The sequence below is a fragment of the Rhodoferax sp. genome, assembly GCF_034519335.1.
Lineage (GTDB): Bacteria > Pseudomonadota > Gammaproteobacteria > Burkholderiales > Burkholderiaceae_C > Allorhodoferax.
On record NZ_JAXHOL010000035.1, the window covers coordinates 123911 to 141729 of the forward strand.

At 62.4% G+C, this 17819-nt stretch carries 18 protein-coding genes; 11 read left to right on the forward strand and 7 right to left on the reverse strand.

The window, feature by feature from the left end:
• On the reverse strand, positions 1 to 774 hold the full coding sequence (locus U5O12_RS15945; protein WP_322579588.1) for an SDR family oxidoreductase: 774 nt from the start codon (positions 772 to 774) through the stop codon (positions 1 to 3).
• Positions 775 to 913: 139 nt separating this feature from the next.
• On the opposite strand from U5O12_RS15945, the gene U5O12_RS15950 reads away from it, so the two are divergent.
• The 3 genes from U5O12_RS15950 to U5O12_RS15960 are packed head-to-tail and all read left to right on the forward strand — an operon-like array spanning position 914 to position 5243.
• Positions 914 to 2638, forward strand: a complete 1725-nt coding sequence (locus U5O12_RS15950) for an IlvD/Edd family dehydratase (RefSeq protein ID WP_322579589.1) — start codon at positions 914 to 916, stop codon at positions 2636 to 2638.
• A gap of 1 nt (position 2639) precedes the next feature.
• Positions 2640 to 3569 (forward strand): SMP-30/gluconolactonase/LRE family protein, encoded by a 930-nt coding sequence (locus tag U5O12_RS15955; RefSeq protein WP_322579590.1) that lies wholly within the window; start codon positions 2640 to 2642, stop codon positions 3567 to 3569.
• 36 nt (positions 3570 to 3605) lie between these two features.
• Positions 3606 to 5243, forward strand: a complete 1638-nt coding sequence (locus U5O12_RS15960) for a methyl-accepting chemotaxis protein (RefSeq protein ID WP_322579591.1) — start codon at positions 3606 to 3608, stop codon at positions 5241 to 5243.
• Between the two features lie 50 nt (positions 5244 to 5293).
• On the opposite strand, the gene U5O12_RS15965 is transcribed toward U5O12_RS15960, so the two are convergent.
• Complete coding sequence (locus tag U5O12_RS15965; RefSeq protein WP_322579592.1) at positions 5294 to 5737, reverse strand: MarR family winged helix-turn-helix transcriptional regulator; 444 nt, start codon at positions 5735 to 5737, stop codon at positions 5294 to 5296.
• A gap of 75 nt (positions 5738 to 5812) precedes the next feature.
• On the opposite strand from U5O12_RS15965, the gene U5O12_RS15970 reads away from it, so the two are divergent.
• Positions 5813 to 6280 (forward strand): DUF2798 domain-containing protein, encoded by a 468-nt coding sequence (locus U5O12_RS15970; protein ID WP_322579593.1) that lies wholly within the window; start codon positions 5813 to 5815, stop codon positions 6278 to 6280.
• Positions 6281 to 6323: 43 nt separating this feature from the next.
• Here U5O12_RS15970 and infA read toward each other — a convergent pair whose 3' ends face one another.
• Positions 6324 to 6572, reverse strand: a complete 249-nt coding sequence (gene infA / locus U5O12_RS15975; RefSeq protein ID WP_087495722.1) for a translation initiation factor IF-1 — start codon at positions 6570 to 6572, stop codon at positions 6324 to 6326.
• 23 nt (positions 6573 to 6595) lie between these two features.
• Complete coding sequence (locus U5O12_RS15980) at positions 6596 to 6817, reverse strand: hypothetical protein (RefSeq protein ID WP_322579594.1); 222 nt, start codon at positions 6815 to 6817, stop codon at positions 6596 to 6598.
• Between the two features lie 306 nt (positions 6818 to 7123).
• Here U5O12_RS15980 and U5O12_RS15985 point away from each other — a divergent pair, with 306 nt between their 5' ends.
• On the forward strand, positions 7124 to 7846 hold the full coding sequence (locus tag U5O12_RS15985) for a glutamine amidotransferase-related protein (protein WP_322579595.1): 723 nt from the start codon (positions 7124 to 7126) through the stop codon (positions 7844 to 7846).
• Here the strand turns inward: U5O12_RS15985 and U5O12_RS15990 are convergent.
• Positions 7843 to 9018: a YbfB/YjiJ family MFS transporter gene (locus U5O12_RS15990; protein WP_322579596.1), complete on the reverse strand. Its 1176-nt coding sequence runs from the start codon at positions 9016 to 9018 to the stop codon at positions 7843 to 7845. The genes U5O12_RS15985 and U5O12_RS15990 overlap by 4 nt on opposite strands.
• Positions 9019 to 9050: 32 nt before the next feature.
• Positions 9051 to 10628, reverse strand: a complete 1578-nt coding sequence (locus tag U5O12_RS15995) for a methyl-accepting chemotaxis protein (protein WP_322579597.1) — start codon at positions 10626 to 10628, stop codon at positions 9051 to 9053.
• A 190-nt stretch (positions 10629 to 10818) separates the two neighbouring features.
• On the opposite strand from U5O12_RS15995, the gene U5O12_RS16000 reads away from it, so the two are divergent.
• The 6 genes from U5O12_RS16000 to U5O12_RS16025 all read left to right on the forward strand — a co-directional run bounded on the left by U5O12_RS16000 (position 10819) and on the right by U5O12_RS16025 (position 17404).
• The gene (locus U5O12_RS16000) at positions 10819 to 11667 is read left to right on the forward strand and encodes a helix-turn-helix domain-containing protein (protein ID WP_322579598.1); all 849 of its coding nucleotides are present in this window, start codon (positions 10819 to 10821) and stop codon (positions 11665 to 11667) included.
• A gap of 156 nt (positions 11668 to 11823) precedes the next feature.
• The gene (locus U5O12_RS16005) at positions 11824 to 12687 is read left to right on the forward strand and encodes a tetratricopeptide repeat protein (RefSeq protein WP_322579599.1); all 864 of its coding nucleotides are present in this window, start codon (positions 11824 to 11826) and stop codon (positions 12685 to 12687) included.
• A 2-nt stretch (positions 12688 to 12689) separates the two neighbouring features.
• Positions 12690 to 14558 (forward strand): right-handed parallel beta-helix repeat-containing protein, encoded by a 1869-nt coding sequence (locus U5O12_RS16010; protein WP_322579600.1) that lies wholly within the window; start codon positions 12690 to 12692, stop codon positions 14556 to 14558.
• On the forward strand, positions 14542 to 15468 hold the full coding sequence (locus tag U5O12_RS16015; RefSeq protein WP_322579601.1) for a hypothetical protein: 927 nt from the start codon (positions 14542 to 14544) through the stop codon (positions 15466 to 15468). Before U5O12_RS16010 ends, U5O12_RS16015 begins: the two co-directional genes overlap by 17 nt.
• Before the next feature lie 1061 nt (positions 15469 to 16529).
• On the forward strand, positions 16530 to 16802 hold the full coding sequence (locus U5O12_RS16020; protein ID WP_322579602.1) for a hypothetical protein: 273 nt from the start codon (positions 16530 to 16532) through the stop codon (positions 16800 to 16802).
• Between the two features lie 23 nt (positions 16803 to 16825).
• A complete protein-coding gene (locus U5O12_RS16025) occupies positions 16826 to 17404 on the forward strand; it encodes a DUF4124 domain-containing protein (RefSeq protein ID WP_416221511.1) in 579 nt (192 codons plus the stop codon).
• A 13-nt stretch (positions 17405 to 17417) separates the two neighbouring features.
• On the opposite strand, the gene U5O12_RS16030 is transcribed toward U5O12_RS16025, so the two are convergent.
• Entirely contained in the window at positions 17418 to 17750 is a 333-nt protein-coding gene (locus U5O12_RS16030) for a YnfA family protein (protein ID WP_322579604.1), read from the reverse strand.
• Positions 17751 to 17819: the final 69 nt, after the last annotated feature.

The window sequence follows — 17819 nt, forward strand, 5'->3', positions numbered from 1 at the left end:
TCAGGACCAGCCCGCATCGACCTTGAACTCCTGGGCGGTGCACATGGCACCATCGTCAGAGGCCAGAAACAACACCATACGCGCCACATCCGAGGGGCGGAGCTTGTCAGGCAGGCACTGGTTGCGCTGGATTTCGGCCTCTCCGGCCGCGTCCAACCACATGGCGATTTGACGCTCTGTCATCACCCACCCCGGTGACACCGTGTTGACACGGATGCGATCTGCCCCCAAAGAGTCCGCCAGACCGCGGGTCAATCCGTTGACCGAGGACTTGGCCACTGCGTAGCAGGGGTAGCCACTGCCCTTGGTCTGCCAGCCCGTGGACCCGAGGTTCACCACGGCACCGCCGCCCAGTCGGCGCATACCGGGCACCACGGCTTGAATGGCAAAGAAAGCCGGTCGCTGGTTGACGGCCATGCGTTCGTCCCAGTACTCGGGGGTCACCGATTCGAGCGTGTGGCGGTCGTCCCGGGCGACGTTGTTCACCAGAACCGAGAAGTCGCCCAGCTCTGCTTGTGCGCTTCCCACGGCACGCTGCAGCGCCGCCACGTCTCGTACGTCGCAGGTTTGCCACCAAACCGTACCACCCTGCGCGCGCAGCGTCGCCGCAAGGGCTTCACTTTCGGCGGCAGCCACATCCACAAACGCCACATGCGCGCCTTGCTCCGCAAACGCAGCAACCATGGCAGCCCCAATTCCGGTTCCGCCTCCGGTAATAAACACGTTTTTACCGCGCAAACTTGGGTACTGCGCCAAGCCAGAAACTGCTGACATAATTTTCCTTTTTTATTGATTGCAATATAGATATATGAATTGCTAGTTAATTCATTTTCTATTATCACTGTGCATTGTTACGATGCCTGCTGTCAAGAACCGGAGGAGAATTTCCTCCCCACAAAACGAGGCATACCCCATGGACTCCGAAAAGCCCCCATTCCGCCGCAGCCACGCCTGGTTCGGCCGTCAAGACCGTGATGGCTTTGTGCACCGCAGCTGGCTCAAGAACCAGGGCTATCCGCACGACCTGCTGGACGGTCGCCCCATCATTGGTATTTGCAACACTTGGAGCGAACTCACACCCTGCAACGGCCACTTCCGTGAGCTGGCTGAGTTTGTCAAACGCGGTGTCTACGAAGCCGGTGGCTTCCCGCTCGAATTCCCTGTGATGTCTCTGGGCGAGACCCAGTTGCGCCCCACCGCCATGCTGTTCCGCAACCTGGCGTCCATGGACGTGGAAGAAAGCATCCGTGGCAACCCCATCGACGGCGTGGTGCTGCTCATGGGCTGTGACAAGACCACCCCCTCTTTGATGATGGGTGCGGCCAGCTGCGACTTGCCCACCATTGGCCTTTCCGGCGGCCCCATGCTCAACGGCAAGTTCCGTGGCAAGGACGTGGGTTCCGGCACTGGCGTATGGCAAATGTCCGAGATGGTGCGCGGCGGTCAAATGACCATGCAGGAATTCACTTCCTGCGAGAGCGATATGCACCGCTCCAGCGGCACCTGCATGACCATGGGCACCGCTTCCACCATGGCCAGCATGGTCGAAGCCTTGGGCATGGCCTTCCCCGAGAACGCTGCAATCCCCGCTGCCGACACCCGCCGCAAACGCCTGGCCCAGCTCACCGGCCGCCGCATTGTGGAAATGGTCAAGCAAGACATCAAGATGTCGCACATCATGACCCGCCAGGCCTTCGAGAACGCCATCCGCACCAATGCGGCCATCGGAGGCTCTACCAACGCCGTGATCCACTTGCTGGCCATCGCCGGTCGTCTGGGCGTGGATCTGAAGCTCGAAGACTTTGACAAGCTGGGTTCGGAAGTGAACAACATCCTGAACCTGCAGCCGTCGGGCCAGTACCTGATGGAAGACTTCTGCTATGCCGGCGGCCTGCCCGCCGTGATGCGCGAAATCTTGCCCATGCTGCACGCCGATGTCATGACCGTGAACGGCAAGACCATCCGCGAAAACGTGGAAAACGCGCCTTGCTACAACCGCGAAGTCATCAAGACCGTAGCCGAACCCTTCATGCCCGCCGCCGGCATTGCCGTGGTGCGTGGCAATCTGGCTCCCAATGGCGCGGTGATCAAGCCGTCTGCGGCCTCCAAGCACCTGCTGCACCACCGAGGCCCGGCCGTGGTGTTCGAGTCAATTGAAGAGTTCCACGCCAAGATTGACGATCCAGACCTGGACATCGACGAAAACAGCATCATGGTGCTGAAGAACTGTGGTCCGCGCGGATACCCCGGCATGGCAGAAGTCGGCAACATGCCGCTGCCGCCCAAGGTGCTGAAGAAGGGCATTACCGACATGGTGCGCATTTCTGATGCGCGTATGAGCGGTACTGCGTACGGCACCACCGTGCTGCACACCAGCCCCGAAGCGGCGGCCGGTGGCCCCCTGGCCGTGGTGCAGAACGGCGACATGATTGAACTCAACGTGGCTGAGCGCAAGCTGCACCTGGAAGTATCGGACGAGGAACTGGCGCACCGCCTGGCTGCCTGGCAGGCGCCCGAGAAACCCAAGCGTGGCTGGTACAAGCTGTACGTTGAGACTGTGCAACAAGCCCATCTGGGCGCCGACCTGGACTTCTTGGTCGGAGGCAGTGGCGCCGGAGTTCCGCGCGACTCACACTGATATGGCCGCGGTGTTGCAAGCAACACCACAGCGCTATCCACCGCCTGCTGTGCGGTCAGAGGTGCGCAGCGTCTGGTCCGCCCAGGCGCTGCGCGGCGCTGGACCGGTCTGGTCCAGCCGTGAAGATGCACTTTATTGGGTTGACACTGCGGGCAGGCAACTGCACCGCTTTCATCCGCAGCGCAAGCTGCGTGACAGCTGGTCTTTCGACGAAAGCATTGGTGCTGTAGCTGTATGTGCCAGCCGGCCTGGCTTGCTGCTGGCCCTGCGCCACGAACTGGCAGTGTTCGACCCCGACTCCGGCCGCCTGCAACGCCTGCACCAAGCCGAACCTGCCCAGCCAGCCAACCGTTTGGGGGACGGGCGCTGCGACGCACGCGGCCGCTTCTGGGTCAGCACCCGACATGCCACCAGCCAAGTCCCATCAGGTGCGTTGTACCGCTATACCGGCGGCTCACACTGCCAGCGGTTGCAAAGCGGCATCGGCCCCAGCCACGGGCCGACCTGGTCGTTGGACCATACGACCTTGTTCATGACAGATACCGCTCAGCGGCGTGTGTTGGCCTGCAGCTTTGACGCCGACACAGGAACCCTCGGCACGCCTCGCACATGGCTGCAACTCGCGCCTGGCGAAGGACACGCACAAGGCTTGTGCACCGATGCAGTAGGCCGCATCTGGATGGCCCGCTCTGGGGCCGGCTTTGTGAGCAGCCACGACCCTGATACCAGCGAAGAGCTGTTACGTATTAGTATTCCTGCCACACAGGTCACCGCGTGCACCTTTGGCGGGTCCGATTTGCGCACGCTGTTCATCACCAGCGCCAGTCAGCAGACCAGCGAGATTGGCCTGCTCAGCGAGCCCCTGGCCGGCGCTTTGTTTGCGGTGGAGGTCGATAGCCCGGGATTGCCTGCGCACTTGTTTGTTGGATAGTTAATAGGCCCATTTATAAATACGAGGAGACAGGCCATGGAATTTCGCAATCTCAAAATTTCCACCCGCCTGATCGCGGTGATGGCGCTGCTGTCGGCCCTGTTGGTCGGCGTGGTGTTGGTGGCACTGCTACAGATGCAGGCCATGCGCAGCAGCACACAGGAAATCATCGACGACTGGCTGCCCAGCGTCACCGTGATTGGCAACCTGAAAGCGGCCATTGCGGACCTGCGTACGCTGGACAGCCAACACGTACTCAACACCGATGAGGGCGCCATGGAGCGCTTTGCCGCCACCATGGTGACCAAGGTGGCCAGCATCGAAGCTTTCCGCCAGACCTACGCCAAGCTCGTCGACACCCCGGAAGAGCAAGCCCTGGCGAATGTGCTGGAAGCTGACTGGAAGAAATACCTGGCGCAACACCAGGAAATTGTGGACATGTCCACACGACGCGAAAAATTCCCAGCGCGCAAGCTGCTCGAAGGGGAGGCCAAGGACACCTTTGACCGCTTGGGCGACACAGTTACCAAGATTACCGCGCTGAACCAACAAGGCGCAGCCAATGCAGCCGTAAACAGCGAGAACCACGCCACCAAGGCCCGGACCATTATGCTCACGGCCATGGTGGCGGCATTGGCGGTAGCTGTAGCGGCTGCGCTATGGCTGATCGGCTCCATCACCAAGCCGATTCGCACCGTTGTCGCTCTGGCAGACCAGATTGCCGAGGGCAATTTGTCGGAGCAAATCTCGGTGGATTCGACCAATGAGACAGGGCAACTCATGGCCGCCCTGCAGCGCATGCAAGCCAAGCTCTCTGAAGTGGTCTCCCAAGTTCGCAGTGGCAGCGAATCGGTGGCTACTGCCAGTGCCGAAATCGCCCAAGGTAACCACGACTTGAGTGCGCGCACCGAACACCAGGCGAGCGCGCTGGAAGAAACAGCAGCCTCCATGGAAGAACTGGGCTCCACCGTCAAACAGAATGCCGAGTCCGCCCGCGAAGCCAACCAGCTCGCCCTAAGTGCCTCCAAAGTTGCCATCCAGGGCGGCGACGTCGTGGGCCAAGTGGTCGAAACCATGAAAGGCATCAATGAGTCCAGCCGCAAGATCGCCGACATCATCAGCGTCATCGACGGCATCGCTTTCCAGACCAACATCTTGGCCCTGAACGCCGCGGTAGAGGCTGCCCGTGCTGGCGAGCAAGGCCGCGGCTTTGCGGTAGTGGCTAGTGAAGTACGGTCCCTGGCTGGCCGCTCCGCGGATGCTGCCAAAGAAATCAAGACCCTGATTGGCACCAGCGTGGAGCGGGTAGAGCAAGGGACCGCCTTGGTCGATCAGGCTGGCAGCACCATGACTGAAGTGGTGAGCGCCATCAAGCGCGTCACCGACATCATGGGCGAGATCAGCGCAGCCAGCTCCGAGCAAAGCAGCGGTGTGTCCCAAGTAGGCGAGGCAGTAGGCCAGATGGACCAGGCCACGCAGCAGAACGCGGCGCTGGTGGAACAGATGGCGGCTGCGGCCAGCAGCCTCAAGAGCCAAGCCAATGAGCTGGTACAGGTGGTGGCGGTGTTCAAGCTGGGGGCGACTCACCATAGTACAGCCGAGCCCGCCTGGACCAACGCACAGGCAGCCCTGCCAGGCCATCCAAGCGCGCTGCGGCTGGGCATGCGCCGCTAGTTTTTGGTCAAGTCGACCTTTAGCCCCCGTGGATAGTGCGCGAAATGCTCCTATTTTGATAGCGATTGTGCGGTAGCCAAACGGGCTACATCGGTAAAAACCGCCAGCTGCTCCGGCGTCACCGTGGCAAACATGCGCTGCACCAATGCCGTGTGCTGAGCTTCAAACAGCGCACAGGCCTCCAGCCCTGCGGGCGTTAGTTCCAGAATCTGGCTGCGCCCGTCTTGCGGGTCGGGGCTTCTGTGCAACAGGGCCTGCGCCTCCAACTCCTTGGTGATGCGGGCAATCTGGCCTTTGTCGCGTGTGCTGGCCTGCACCAGCGCTTGCTGATTCCCACCTGGATGGGCCTTGCAGTGGCTCAATATATGCAAATGCAGGGGCGATAGCGTGATGCCCGCCTCCGCCAAGGACAGCCCCATTTGCGCCTTGAGGGCCTCGAACATGCGCAGCATAGCTTGGATAGCGTCTTCTTGGGGGCTGGAAGGGTAGGGCATGGCATTTGGTTGACTAAGTCAACCTTATCAGTTACATTGGTTGACATTATCAACCAAATAGCAATGAACACCACCATGCCAACCCAGACTGCCTCGTCACCCCGTCCATCGCGCCTGCGTGCCATTGTCCCGCCACTGCTCATCCTGCCCACCATTGGGCTGCTGCTCAGCGGCGTGATCACCTGGATCAATATCGGCTTTGCCGACGATTTCACGGTGCGGTGGATGCAGGGGTTTTTGTCGGCGCTGCCAGTGATGCTGGTGGCCTTTGCCTTCATGGCCGTGCTGGACCGCAAGGTGCAGCAGGTGTTTGCCGGGCACAGTGCCCTGGTACGTAAACTGATTCTGGCGGCCTGCACCGCATGCATGATGGAGTTGCTGCTGGCCAGCGCGGTCACGCTAAGCAACCGGGGCTTGGCAGCGGGCTTTGTCAGCGCCTGGGGCGCCGCCTTCCTCAAGTCCCTGCCAGTGGGCTTGTGTGTCAGCCTGTTCATGGGCTTTGTCATCAAGCCCCGGCTGGACCGACTCGCAGCCAGCCAATAATTGCGCCTCAACAACTGGGGCGCAAGACCCCGGCAACGCCGTCTTAACGGCGTGGCGTCATGGGGCCGCGGCCCTCAATGTGACGGAAGTTGATGCGGCCCTTGCTCAGGTCGTACGGCGAGAGCTCCAGCGACACGCGGTCCCCCGCCAAGATGCGGATGTGGTTCTTGCGCATCTTGCCGGCGGAGTAGGCGATCAACTGGTGACCGTTGTCCAGGGTCACGCGAAAACGGGTGTCGGGCAACACTTCGTTGACAACGCCCATCATCTCAATCAGGTCTTCTTTGGCCATGGTGGTTTCCTTTATGCAGTAGCTTACTGGGTGCGGGTAGCACTGTGCACCCAGTGGATGCCTTGCGCAATGGCGTAATGGGCCGCTGCGTCAGGCGTGGAAAAGTCGTCATGAAAGCTCATGACACGGTCGGTTGACGCGCTGCCGCGTCCGCTGGCAATGGATACTTGTGCTCCAAAACGGCCGCTAAGGAGCGGCTTGGAGCAAGCGGCAATGCGGTATTTGCCGATGGTAACGGGATGCAAAGAAGCGATCTTATTGTGGTTCTGAATCATTAAAAAGTACAAACGCACCGGCCACGGCAGAGGCAAAGTGCTCAAAAGAGAAAAGCTGCGGTGCCGTGAGAGGGCGGCTGCAGGTCGCCGACATCTGGGCTCGATTGGCAACCCCACTGCCGGGGGTGGATGTGTTGCGGTATGCCTACCAGAACACGGCCAATCGCCTGTCAAGCGACTGCTTAATGTAGCACGACAGGCTAAATCAGGCCCTATTTACGCTCCAAAGACCCTGCTGGCTGTGGTTTTCAGGGCGAAACTGCGAAAATTAGGGCCATGAAACTCTGCATTCTGGACAACGACACGATTGACCCGGCCCTGGTACCCACTTACGGCAACTATGCCGCCATGATGGAGCGCGTGCTGCGCGACGCAGGCGCCACCAGCTGGACCATGGAACGCTTCAGCACGCCGCTAGGTGAGTACCCCGATTCATTTGCCGACTACGACGCGGTGCTGCTGACCGGTAGCAAGGCCGACTCTTTTTCCGACGAGCCTTGGGTGGTAGAACTGCGCCGCCGCGTGACCGAGCTGCTGGAGACCGACACCAAACTGCTGGGTGTATGTTTTGGCCACCAACTCATCGCCCTGTGCATGGGCGCCAAAGTGGGTCGCGCGCCGCAAGGCTGGGTCACCGGACGCAACACCTACGCCTGGCACGCCAAAGACCTGCTGCCCGAAGGCGAGCGCGAGAGCTTTGCCTTGCTGGCCAGCCACCAAGACCAGGTGCTGGAGCTTCCCGCCGGTACCACGCTGTTGGCCAGCAGTGATCGCTGCCCGATTGCAGCCTACGCCAAAGGCCAAGAGGTGCTGTGCATCCAGCCTCACCCTGAATTTGTAGAAGACTACAGTGCCCACCTGCTCAACAAGCGCCGCGCTTTGCTGGGTGACGAACACTACACCGCCAGCATCGAAAGCCTGGCACAGGGCCACGAGGGCACTGACTTTGCCCGCGTGATGGTGGCTTTTGTGGAAGGCCGCGCCGGGGCGACGGCCTAAGCCAAGGCCTTTTGGCGGGTGGCCAGCGCGGCCCCCAGCCATAAGGCGGCTGCCGAAAACACCAGCCCGCGTGCAAGGCCTCCAGGGCCATCGGCAATCCAGCCCACTACCGTGGGCCCCACAATTTGTCCGGCAGCAAACACAGTGGTGAAGGCGCTGATGCCTGCGGCCCAAGCCGCAGGCGGCAGGTTGTGGCGCACCAACGCGGTCGTGGACGCGACCACCGACAAGAAAACCGCACCAAACAGCAACCCCGACGCCAGGACCATCGGCCACCACTGGGTTAAGGCGGGCACAACCGTAGCCACACCCAACAGCCCGTTGAGGGTGGCCAAGGCTCGGCCATTCTTGTGGCGGTCCAGCAGCCCCGCCCAGATACGGCTGGATGCCACCACGGCCAGCCCCAGCAGTGCATAAAACACGGTAACCGCCAGCGCCGTGCTGCCCTGCGCCCGCAACAGCGCCACCACAAAGGTCATGTAACCGATGTAGCCCACGCCAAACAGGGTGTAGCCAGCCAGGCCAAAGGCAAACTGGTGCCAGCGAAACGTCAGTGCTGCAACACCAGAGACCGCCGCGGGAGCTTCCCAGCGCGCCATCACGCGAGCTGGCCACACCAGCACAGCGCTGGCGGCAGCGCAAGCCAGCGCTAACATCCACCAAGCCCACCGCCAGCCGTGGGTCTGCGCCAACGTAACTTCGAGCAACCAGGGCACCAACAAGGCAGACAACACGATGCCCAAGCCGGTCCCCCCGTAATACATCCCCAGCAGCAGTCCGCTGTGCTGTGGATGCCTGGCGCCCAAGCGGGCTGCCAATAGCCCACCGGCGATGAACACCAATGCACTGGCGACTCCCGCAAGCAGGCGCTGCAGCAGCAACGGCTGCGCATCGGTAAAAAACCCGCTAAGGCCCATAAAAGCGCTGGCCAGCATGGCGCCGCCCCACAGCAGGGCCGACGGCCCGACGCGGCGCATGAGCCAGGGCGTGGCCAACGCGCCCAGAAAGTAGCCCAAGGCATTGGCGGTGTTCATGGCGCCGGCCAGTGTGTAGCTCCAGCCCAGATCAGCGCGCATGGCCGGCAGCAGCAGACCATAGGCGAACCGGGTAATGCCCAGAGAAACAGCAGCGCCCAAGGACAAGGCCAGCGCCAAGACCCAGGTCTGCCGCATGCCGCGATCGCTGCGGACGTGCACCGCTGGGCTTAAGCTCGCGCGCTGTCTTGCAAGCGGAACTGGCGCACCACCTGGGCCAAGCGCTCGGCCTGCTCACGCAAAGACTCGGCGGCGGCGGCAGACTGCTCCACCAGCGCCGCGTTTTGTTGCGTGGCCTGGTCAATCTGTCCGACCGAGGCATTGACTTGGGCAATGCCGGTGGATTGCTCAGCGGACGCCGTGGTGATTTCACCAATGATGTTGCCCACCCGCTGCACCCCCACCACCATTTCCTGCATGGCGGCGCCAGCTTCTTCCACCAGCTTTACGCCACCAGTAACCGCAGTCACGCTACTGCCCACCAAAACCTTGATCTCTTGTGCGGCATCGGCTGAACGTTTGGCCAGGCTACGCACCTCCGAGGCCACCACGGCGAACCCACGACCCTGCTCACCGGCACGGGCGGCTTCCACCGCGGCGTTCAGCGCCAGGATGTTGGTCTGGAACGCGATGGAATCGATCAGGCCAATGATGTCGCTGATCTTGCTGCTGGATGCAGAGATCTCGTGCATGCTGCCCACCGCCTGGGTGACGACTTGGCCACCGCGCACCGCGAGAGAAGATGCGGAGTCGGACAGCTGGCGTGCAGTTTGGGCGGAATGGGCCGTCTGCTGCACATTGGTCGTGAGGTCGGCCAGCGACGTGACCGTTTCTTGAACGCTTCCGGCCGACTTTTCGGTGCGCATGGACAAATCTTGGTTGCCCGAGGCAATTTCCTGGCTCGCCAGCGCCACGCTCTCGCTGGCGTTGCGCACCTGCGAAACCAAGGCGCTCAGGCCTTCTTGCATGGCCTGCTGGGTGCGCTGCAGGTCGGCCACCTCGTCCTTGCCGTTCACCACCACGCGCTGGGACAGATCGCCCCCTGCAATGGCTTGGGCCAGCTGGCGTGCCTGCTCCAGGGGCTTGCAGATCGAATTCATATTGAGAATGGTGAGCGGCACCACCACCAAAGTCGCCACCACCAGTGCGGCAACAAAAATCCACTTGATGACGCTGCCAACGGCTTTCTGATTCGCAATCGCGCCTTCCGCCTCAGTCTTCAGCACTACATCCAGCTCTTTGAGCTGTTGCTCCACCTTGTCGACCTCGGCCAGTGCCTTCTGGCTCATGCGGTTGGCCGTGGTGGCAGATTCGTACCCGCTGCTTTTGAGCTGGTTGGCCACGGGCTCAAACTGCTGCGCATAGGTTTTGAGGTTGCCCTCCATGGCGCGAATGATCACATTGTCGGGGTCGTCATCGCCGACCAGAAACTCGGCGGCCACCTTGTTGGTCTGGTCCAGCGCCGCTTTCCAGCGGGTGTAGGCTTTTTCCACCTCGTTGGTGCGCTCGTACTCAATGATCATGTCTTTTTCGGCCATGCGCACCGCACTCAGTGCAGAACGGAGCTGCGTGAGGTGCTGCACCTCGGCGAAGGAGTTTTCCAGGAAAACATCACTCTCCGCCTGAATTTGGGCCATACCCCACAGGCCGCCGGCACCCACGACGCCCAGCAGGGTCAAGACCATGGCAATGGCGCCAAGCATGCGCAAGCGGATCGTGAAAAGGCGCATCAAGGACATGGTGTTCATGGTCGTATTCCTTATCAAGGCCCGGGCAGCCTAGGCTTCGGGGCATTCTTTCAGAGTCTCGGAGTGAGTACAAGGCGCCACGAGCTTACAGCTTGTTACGTGGTGGCAAGGTGAGAAAAGCGCCATGAAACCGATTTCGGCTTAGATTGCTGCTTTTCATTGACCCAAGCCAAACACCGCTGCCCTCACCATGAGCACCCGCCTGGCCTACCACGTCGTCGTGCACGCACTTGAAGCCCGCGCAGGCTGGACACCGGCGCGTCGGTTTGCGGCGGCGGTCAGCCACAGCCTGGACGGCCACTTGCCTTACAGCCGCTACCTGATGGCAGGCGCCGAGGCCAAGCGCAGGCGTACCAGCGAAAGCACGGTACAGCGCTGGGTAGAGGATTGGCTGGCCACAGACCTCAACCCGGTTGTCCAGACCATGGGGCAGCTCACCCTGCCGGCAAATACGGCCTGGGCACTCAATGCCTATACCCGCTCGGCGCAGGTCGGGGTGCGCACCACCATTGCCCTGTCCCCCACCGCCCACCAGCAACTGCAAGTACACCGCGAGCTGCTGGCCAGCGATACCGATCCTGCCCTGTGCCGCGCCGGGGTGGTAAGCACCATGGAAACCTTGTTGGCCCAGACGCGGAAAAACGCCATGGGCATGGCGCCTGCGGGCTTGCGCCCACTCTCAAGCCTGGCCAGGGTCTTGGGCGTAGAGCGGCTCGCCGCCGCGCAGTTGGCTGGGGTGTTTGAAGCCCAGGGCCCCATTCCTATCCCCCTGGCCGCGCACCAATTGGGCTGCCACCACCGCACCCTGGAACGCCGCCTGCGCGAAGAAGGCCTCACCGCCGAAGCCGTGCGCCAAACCGTGCGCCTGCTGAGCGCCACACACGGTGTGCGTGGCACACGCAGCCTCACTGAGGTTGCACACCAGACCGGCTTTTCCGACCTTTCCCACATGAGCCGGGCGTTTGGTGCGGCCTGCGGCATGGCGCCCAGCCTGTTGCGCCAGGCCGCACGGGGTGGGCTGCTTCCCGAAGCGGCCTGAGCCCCCGGCGAAGGCGGTTTGTCGCATGGATTCAAGCCAAAGCCTGTGCGCTGGGACACACTGCCAAAGGGTCTGCAGCCACCCAGAAATGCTCCTGAAAGAATAGCTGTTTGCGCATATTTCATAAGGCCTTGAGGCCTAAAAGACTCATAAAACATGCAATTCATCCGTAACCTCTTCTCTGCCCCTGTGCCACGCCAGCAAGACTTCGATGCCACCCTGGCGAGCCTGCGCGCCACCCTGCTGGAGGAAGGGAGCCTGTTTTCCGGGTCGGCCATGTACCAGGAGCTGCAGGCGCTGGAGGCCCAAGCACTGGGCCTGCCTGCGCACTCTGCGCAGCGCGGCTGGCTGTTCGAGACCTTCACCCGCCTGCAAACCAAGCGTGGGGACAGCGAGTCCGTGCTGCACTACGGCGCATTGGCGCTCCATGTCCACAGCAGCCAACCCTTCATGGACACGGAATCCTGTTTCTACTTGCACTACCGCATGGCCTGTGCGGCCGATGAGGAAGGCGAAACGGCGCTGGCGCTGCACCATCTGCAAACCGCCCTGTCCACCGAGCCCAGCCCGTGGCTCAGTGACGAGCAGAGCCTGGCGCTACGCGAAAAACTCGGCTACCTCTTGCACGAGGCCGGGCAACACATGGAGGCACTGGCCTGCAATACCCGCCTGCTGCACGACGCGAGACTGTTTTACGAATCCGACACCCACGCGCTGTGCAATTTGCTCAACAACCTTGCCCAGAACACCTACGAATTGCAGCAGTTTGGCGAAAGTCAGCGCTACCTGCAGCGCCGCCTGGCCCTGGCCCAAAGCGCACAGGATTACGAAACCGAAGCCGACTGCCTGTTTCAGCTGGGCGTGCTGGACTGCGAGCAGGGCGACCCCGTGGGCGCCCGCACCTGGTTTGACTTGCGCGTGCAACGCGCGCGGTCGCTGGACGACCCGGACCTCATCGCTGCGGCCTTGCAGGCGCAACAGGAGCTGATTGCCCGCTTGCGATCCGCCGACGGGAAATAGGCGTGAACCGGACACTACGCCTGCAACAGTGGCTCGCCTGCTGCAGTTTGGCCACATTGGGCCTGCTCAGTGCCTGCGGTGGCGGCGGTGGTAGCGGTGACCCGGCCCCCTCCGCTGCGGCGAGCCTGCAGGTCCGGGTGCAAGGGCTGGCTTTGGGTGCCGAACTGGAGCTTGCCCACGGCTCCCATCGCATCCCCGTTGAGCTCAATGGCCCCTATACCTTCGACCAAGTCCCGGGCGGTAGCCCGCTGAACCTGCGTATCGCCACCCAGCCCAACGGCCAACACTGTGCCGTGTCCGAACTGGCACCGGCCAGCGTGGCGACCGATGGGGCACCCGTGTTTGTGCGCTGCGTCCACACCACGGCGGCAGCACTGAGCCTGCCGGCCACGCTTCCCAACAACGCACTGAGCGCCAGCTTTGGCCTGCGCGACGTGGCGTATCCGGGCATTCCGTACGAAAGCCGGCCGGGTGTGGTGGGCGGTATCTTTCCCTATGCCTTTCGCTTGGTGGGCCTGACGCTGAACGGCGTGGCGCAGGCCACAACCGGCGTCAGCCTGGACGCCCGCCGGGGCACGGTGCGCTTTACCCCCACCCTGGAGGGCAGCTATGTGCTGACCCTGGAGGCGAGTGACAGCGGCAGCCCAAGCAAGACCCTGCAACAGAGCTTCACCATTGAATCGTCTGCTGGGCGCTTTCTGTTTGTGGCCCCCGACGGGCAAGACAGCAGCGGACGCGGCAGCCGCGCACTGCCCTACCGCAGCATTGCCTATGCGCAAGCGCAGTCCAGCGCCAACCAGGTGCTGATGCTACGCGCAGGCACTTACACGCCAACGGCCATCAGCCTGCGGGACACCCGGGCCAAGCAACTCGTGGCCTATCCGGACGAAGTGGTCCGCCTGGACCTGAACTACAGCGCCAACATCACCGTCAACAGCACCAGCCTGCCCATGGCGCGCATCGAAGGCCTGGACATCCTGCATGCGCGCCAATACGGCATCGTCAGCGATCCGAGCCGGGCGGGCCTGGTGATTCGCAACGTGCGGTTTGTAGACGGTGAGGAGGGCAACAACCCCAGCGAGAACCCTGCGTTTATTCATGGCTGGGGCGATACCGCCGCAACCTGGCGCCACAAGCTGCTGGTGCAAGACAACGACTTTGGCACCTACCGCATGAAAAGCTCTGGCGCCTATGCCCTCACGCTGTTTGACGCCGGAGAGTCTTTGGTGGAAAACAACCAGATCCGCCTGGGCGCAACCACCGGCGGCATCCACGACAAGGACAACTCGCAGAACAACACCTACCGCGAAAACTACATCATGTTTGCCAGCAGCAACGCGCGGTCCAATGGCATCCAGATCAGCGGCCAGGCCAATGCCGACAAGGTGCACATCCACCACAACCTGCTGGTGAACGCCGGTATCTACCTGGGCACCCAGTGCTTCCAGGCCAGCTGCTACATGCGCGACCTGGACGTGCACCACAACACCCTGGCCGGGCAGCACGTCTCCTTCAGCTGGGGGCCGTTCAACACCAGCAGCTATGGCACCCGCATCTCGCACAACATCATTGACGCGGGGAGCGTAGCCCCCTACTACGGGCTGTCCTGCCAAGCTTCGGTGCCCGCCACCTTCACCACCAACCTGGCGGCGGGCAGCAACCTGATTGCGTCCAGCCACGCCCTGGCCTTCAAGGACTCCGAGTGCACGGCGCGCGACATGTCATGGGCCACCTGGCAAGGCACCTATGGCATGGACACGGTTGCCTCTGGCAGTACCTATGGCAATGCCAGCCCGCTGTTGGGCAGCGGCCCGCGCACCGGCCTGCCGGAAGGCGACACACGGCGTACCCAGCGTGGCCACCAGTACTAAGGCCGCCATGCACCAGCATTGCTCCCACCGGACACACCGCCTCTGCAGCCTGCTGACACTCTGCCTGGTACTGAGCGCATGTGGCGGTGGAGGTGCGGACGGGGGCGATGCTGCCCCCGCCGCTGCCAACACCACACCGCTGCCCGCGCCCAGCATCTCGGGGGTGGTGGGCTCGCTGCTGCACCAGCAGACTGTCACCGTCCATGGCAGCCACTTTGGCAGCAAACCCCAGGCCGCGCCGCTGCGGTTTGAAGACTTTGACACCCGTACCACCGGTGCGGCACCGGCCAGCTTTGGCTACACCAACTATGGCGGCTTCGGCGGCAGCACCACGGTGGACGACAGCGTGGCGTTTGGCAGCGGCAAATCGCTCAAACACCAAGGGCACTTCGGCGCCGTGTCCACCAGCGACGTGGAGGAGTCATTCCCCCACATTGCCGTCACAGGCTTCAGCACCCAAGAGCTGTACCTGAGCTACCGGCTCAAATTCCGAACCCACGGGGGCCGCATGGTGCAACTCAAGTTCAACCGCAGCGGCATGGAGGCGGCGGGGGCCCACGGCAGCCCCTGCTACGGCGGCAAGCCCAAGTACTACTCCAGCTACTACCCCGACGGGCCCAGCGTCAACCGCTATTCCAGCGACAAACGCTTGACCAGTGTGCAGGGCGGCATTGTGCGCAGCGACGGCAGCCTGGACGAAGGTTGGGCTGGCGAACCCAAAATGGGCAGTGGCACCGTGCTGACCATACAAGAAGACACCTGGGTGCAGGTGGAAGAGTACTACCGCCTCAATGACCTCGGGCAGGCCAACGGCGAACACATCACCTGGGTGAACGGCAATCTCCAAATTGACCGGCACACCCTGCAACCACGGGCCGCTGCAGGTGGGTGTGTGGAAATAGTTGGGTAGAAGGGCTGCTTTGCGCCAAGGTTGCGCGAGAACCGCCGGCGCTTGAGCGGTGGCGCTTGGGGCCTATGAAGAGACTAAGGACTGCCCGCGTTTCGCCTATTCCTAGCCAAGTCAACACGCTTGAAGTTGTCGCCAGTCTTGCCTTGCGCTGACGTTGGGGCCGCTTGGTGAGGAAGGGAGCCACAGCTTTGAGCGTGCCGAACAGTGCTTCGGTTCGTCGCCTGAGGTATGGAGTAGGAGAACGATAGGCGACGTTGCACAGCTCAACCTTATGTTAGCGGGAGATTGCCGATTGCCGTGGGTGTGTTGCGACTTAATGGGATTGGGGAGGCGCTGCTCAGTAGCGGCGAGTATTTCCGCGCATTTGGCTCTGACTCGCCGGCCGGGGACACGTTTCGCATTTTCTTGATGTGTGAGTGTTGTCGAAGCGACTCGGTGGGCGTGTCGTGGGTTGGGAAGGACTGATAATCTGCACGGCATGCTTGATTTGCGGCCACTAAAGTGCCACGGTCTGCGATTGCGCGCAACCTCTTCTTCCCGCGAGTTGCGCATGGGACTGAGTTGGGCTCTATCTCCCGATTGGTGCTTATGCGCGACGATAGATGGTGTTTGGCGTCACAGCCCGTCGTTGTGGCCACTCCGTCCTGCCACTGGTGGATGGAGTGTGGGTCGGTTGATTTGCGGGGCTGCGCTGGTGTTTTTGTTGCGCGGGGCTGGCGCGGAATTTTGTGTAACGAAAGTCTGGTGTAGTGTGTGCGTGGGGCCGTGCCTAGTGCGTTGGTGCTTTTTCTGCTCCTGGCGCTTGTCGTCTTTGGGGGGGTCGGGTTCTGCGCTGCGCGTGGCTCTGGGGGGGGGGGGGGGGGCGGGGGGGGGGGGGGGTGGGGGGGGGCGCGGGGGCCGGGGTCCCGGCGGGGGGGGTCGGGGGGGGGGGCGGCGGGGTGGTGGCCTGGGTGCGCTGGGGGCCCGCGGGTCGGTGGCGCGGGGTGCGTCTCCCGGCATCTCCGGGGCGCCGGGGTTAACAGCCCGGCCAGCTGCTGAACTGCAGCTACCTCGTGGTGGGTATGGACTACTGGATCAACCCCAACAGCACCGACGGCGTAGCCGTCTGGTATGACGACCACTACCTCGACACCAGCCGCGCACGCCTGGTACTGGCCAATGCCGCCACCTGGGAGGCAAGCACCATGCGCAATCCGCAGGTGGCTACCCAGTGGCAAGATGGCAGCATCAGTGCCACCCTGCAACGGGGCGGCTTTTCTTCCGGTATCGCCTGGCTGTATGTGGTCCGCGCAGACGGCAGCACGTCTGCCAGTTGGCCGGTAACATTGCCATGAATTTTTACCACCAAGCTCCGCCCATGCGCCTGACTAACGCCCTTTCGCCTTTGTTTTGCACCGCAGCGCTCCTGCTTTGTGCCTCCACCGCCAGTGCCCAGGGCGTCTACAAATGGGTAGATGCCGAAGGCAAGACCCACTACGGCTCCCAGCCCCCTGTCAACGACAAAGGCGGCGAAGCGCTCAAGCTGCACAGCAACAGCGGCTTTGGCGGCAACAACAGTGGCAAGGTCAAGCCCACGCCAGAGTACAACGCCGACGGCACGAAAAAAGTGCCCAAAGGCGTGCAGGAGATGGGCGAGGGCCTGATCAAAGGCCTGCAAAAGGTGGACCCCAAGGAGGAGCCGCTGAACTGCAGCGTGGCGGTGGAGAACGTGCGTTACCAGTTCGACCTGATGTTGGAAGTGGGCCAGAAGAACGCCAAGGACGGCTACATCAACCAAAGCGACTTTGACACCAAGGCCGCCAAGCTGCGCCAGGCCAAGTCCGAGGTCACGCTCACCGACTGCCAGCTGGCCAGCGGCAACAAAAAGTCGTTTTACCAGTGCATGAGCAACAGCAAGAACCACGTAACCGGTTGCGGCAACAAGTACAGCTTCTAGCGCGCCACAGCCGCTAGTGGCGCGGCGCCAGCGCAATGACCGCGGCACCCGCCAACATGATGGCCACGCCCACACCATCCCACCACTGAGGGCGGATGCCATCCACCAGCCACAACCAGGCCAGCGCCGTAGCCACATACACCCCGCCATACGCGGCGTAGACCCGGCCGGCAGCAGCCGGGTGTAAGGTCAGCAGCCAGACAAACAGTGCCAGAGCCAACGCTGCAGGCACCAGCACCCACACCGAGGCGCGCTGGTTCAGCCACAGCCAGGGCAGGTAACACCCCACAATCTCGGCCACGGCGGTGAGCACATAGAGGCCGATTGTGGTGAGCAGGGGGTGCATGCAATGTCCTTTGAAACGATGGGGAAACGCGACAGGATTATTGACCCTGGAGTGCACTCCAGGGCCTAG

Coding starts and splice junctions, on each gene's coding strand:
- U5O12_RS15960 (WP_322579591.1), top strand. CDS start 3,606: ATGGAATTTCGCAATCTCAAAATTTCCACCCGCCTGATCGCGGTGATG.
- U5O12_RS15990 (WP_322579596.1), bottom strand. CDS start 9,018: ATGCGGCAGACCTGGGTCTTGGCGCTGGCCTTGTCCTTGGGCGCTGCT.
- U5O12_RS15995 (WP_322579597.1), bottom strand. CDS start 10,628: ATGAACACCATGTCCTTGATGCGCCTTTTCACGATCCGCTTGCGCATG.
- U5O12_RS15970 (WP_322579593.1), top strand. CDS start 5,813: ATGCCAACCCAGACTGCCTCGTCACCCCGTCCATCGCGCCTGCGTGCC.
- U5O12_RS16005 (WP_322579599.1), top strand. CDS start 11,824: ATGCAATTCATCCGTAACCTCTTCTCTGCCCCTGTGCCACGCCAGCAA.
- U5O12_RS15985 (WP_322579595.1), top strand. CDS start 7,124: ATGAAACTCTGCATTCTGGACAACGACACGATTGACCCGGCCCTGGTA.
- U5O12_RS16025 (WP_416221511.1), top strand. CDS start 16,826: ATGCGCCTGACTAACGCCCTTTCGCCTTTGTTTTGCACCGCAGCGCTC.
- U5O12_RS15955 (WP_322579590.1), top strand. CDS start 2,640: ATGGCCGCGGTGTTGCAAGCAACACCACAGCGCTATCCACCGCCTGCT.
- U5O12_RS15965 (WP_322579592.1), bottom strand. CDS start 5,737: ATGCCCTACCCTTCCAGCCCCCAAGAAGACGCTATCCAAGCTATGCTG.
- U5O12_RS16000 (WP_322579598.1), top strand. CDS start 10,819: ATGAGCACCCGCCTGGCCTACCACGTCGTCGTGCACGCACTTGAAGCC.
- U5O12_RS16020 (WP_322579602.1), top strand. CDS start 16,530: ATGGACTACTGGATCAACCCCAACAGCACCGACGGCGTAGCCGTCTGG.
- U5O12_RS16030 (WP_322579604.1), bottom strand. CDS start 17,750: ATGCACCCCCTGCTCACCACAATCGGCCTCTATGTGCTCACCGCCGTG.
- U5O12_RS15950 (WP_322579589.1), top strand. CDS start 914: ATGGACTCCGAAAAGCCCCCATTCCGCCGCAGCCACGCCTGGTTCGGC.
- infA (WP_087495722.1), bottom strand. CDS start 6,572: ATGGCCAAAGAAGACCTGATTGAGATGATGGGCGTTGTCAACGAAGTG.
- U5O12_RS15945 (WP_322579588.1), bottom strand. CDS start 774: ATGTCAGCAGTTTCTGGCTTGGCGCAGTACCCAAGTTTGCGCGGTAAA.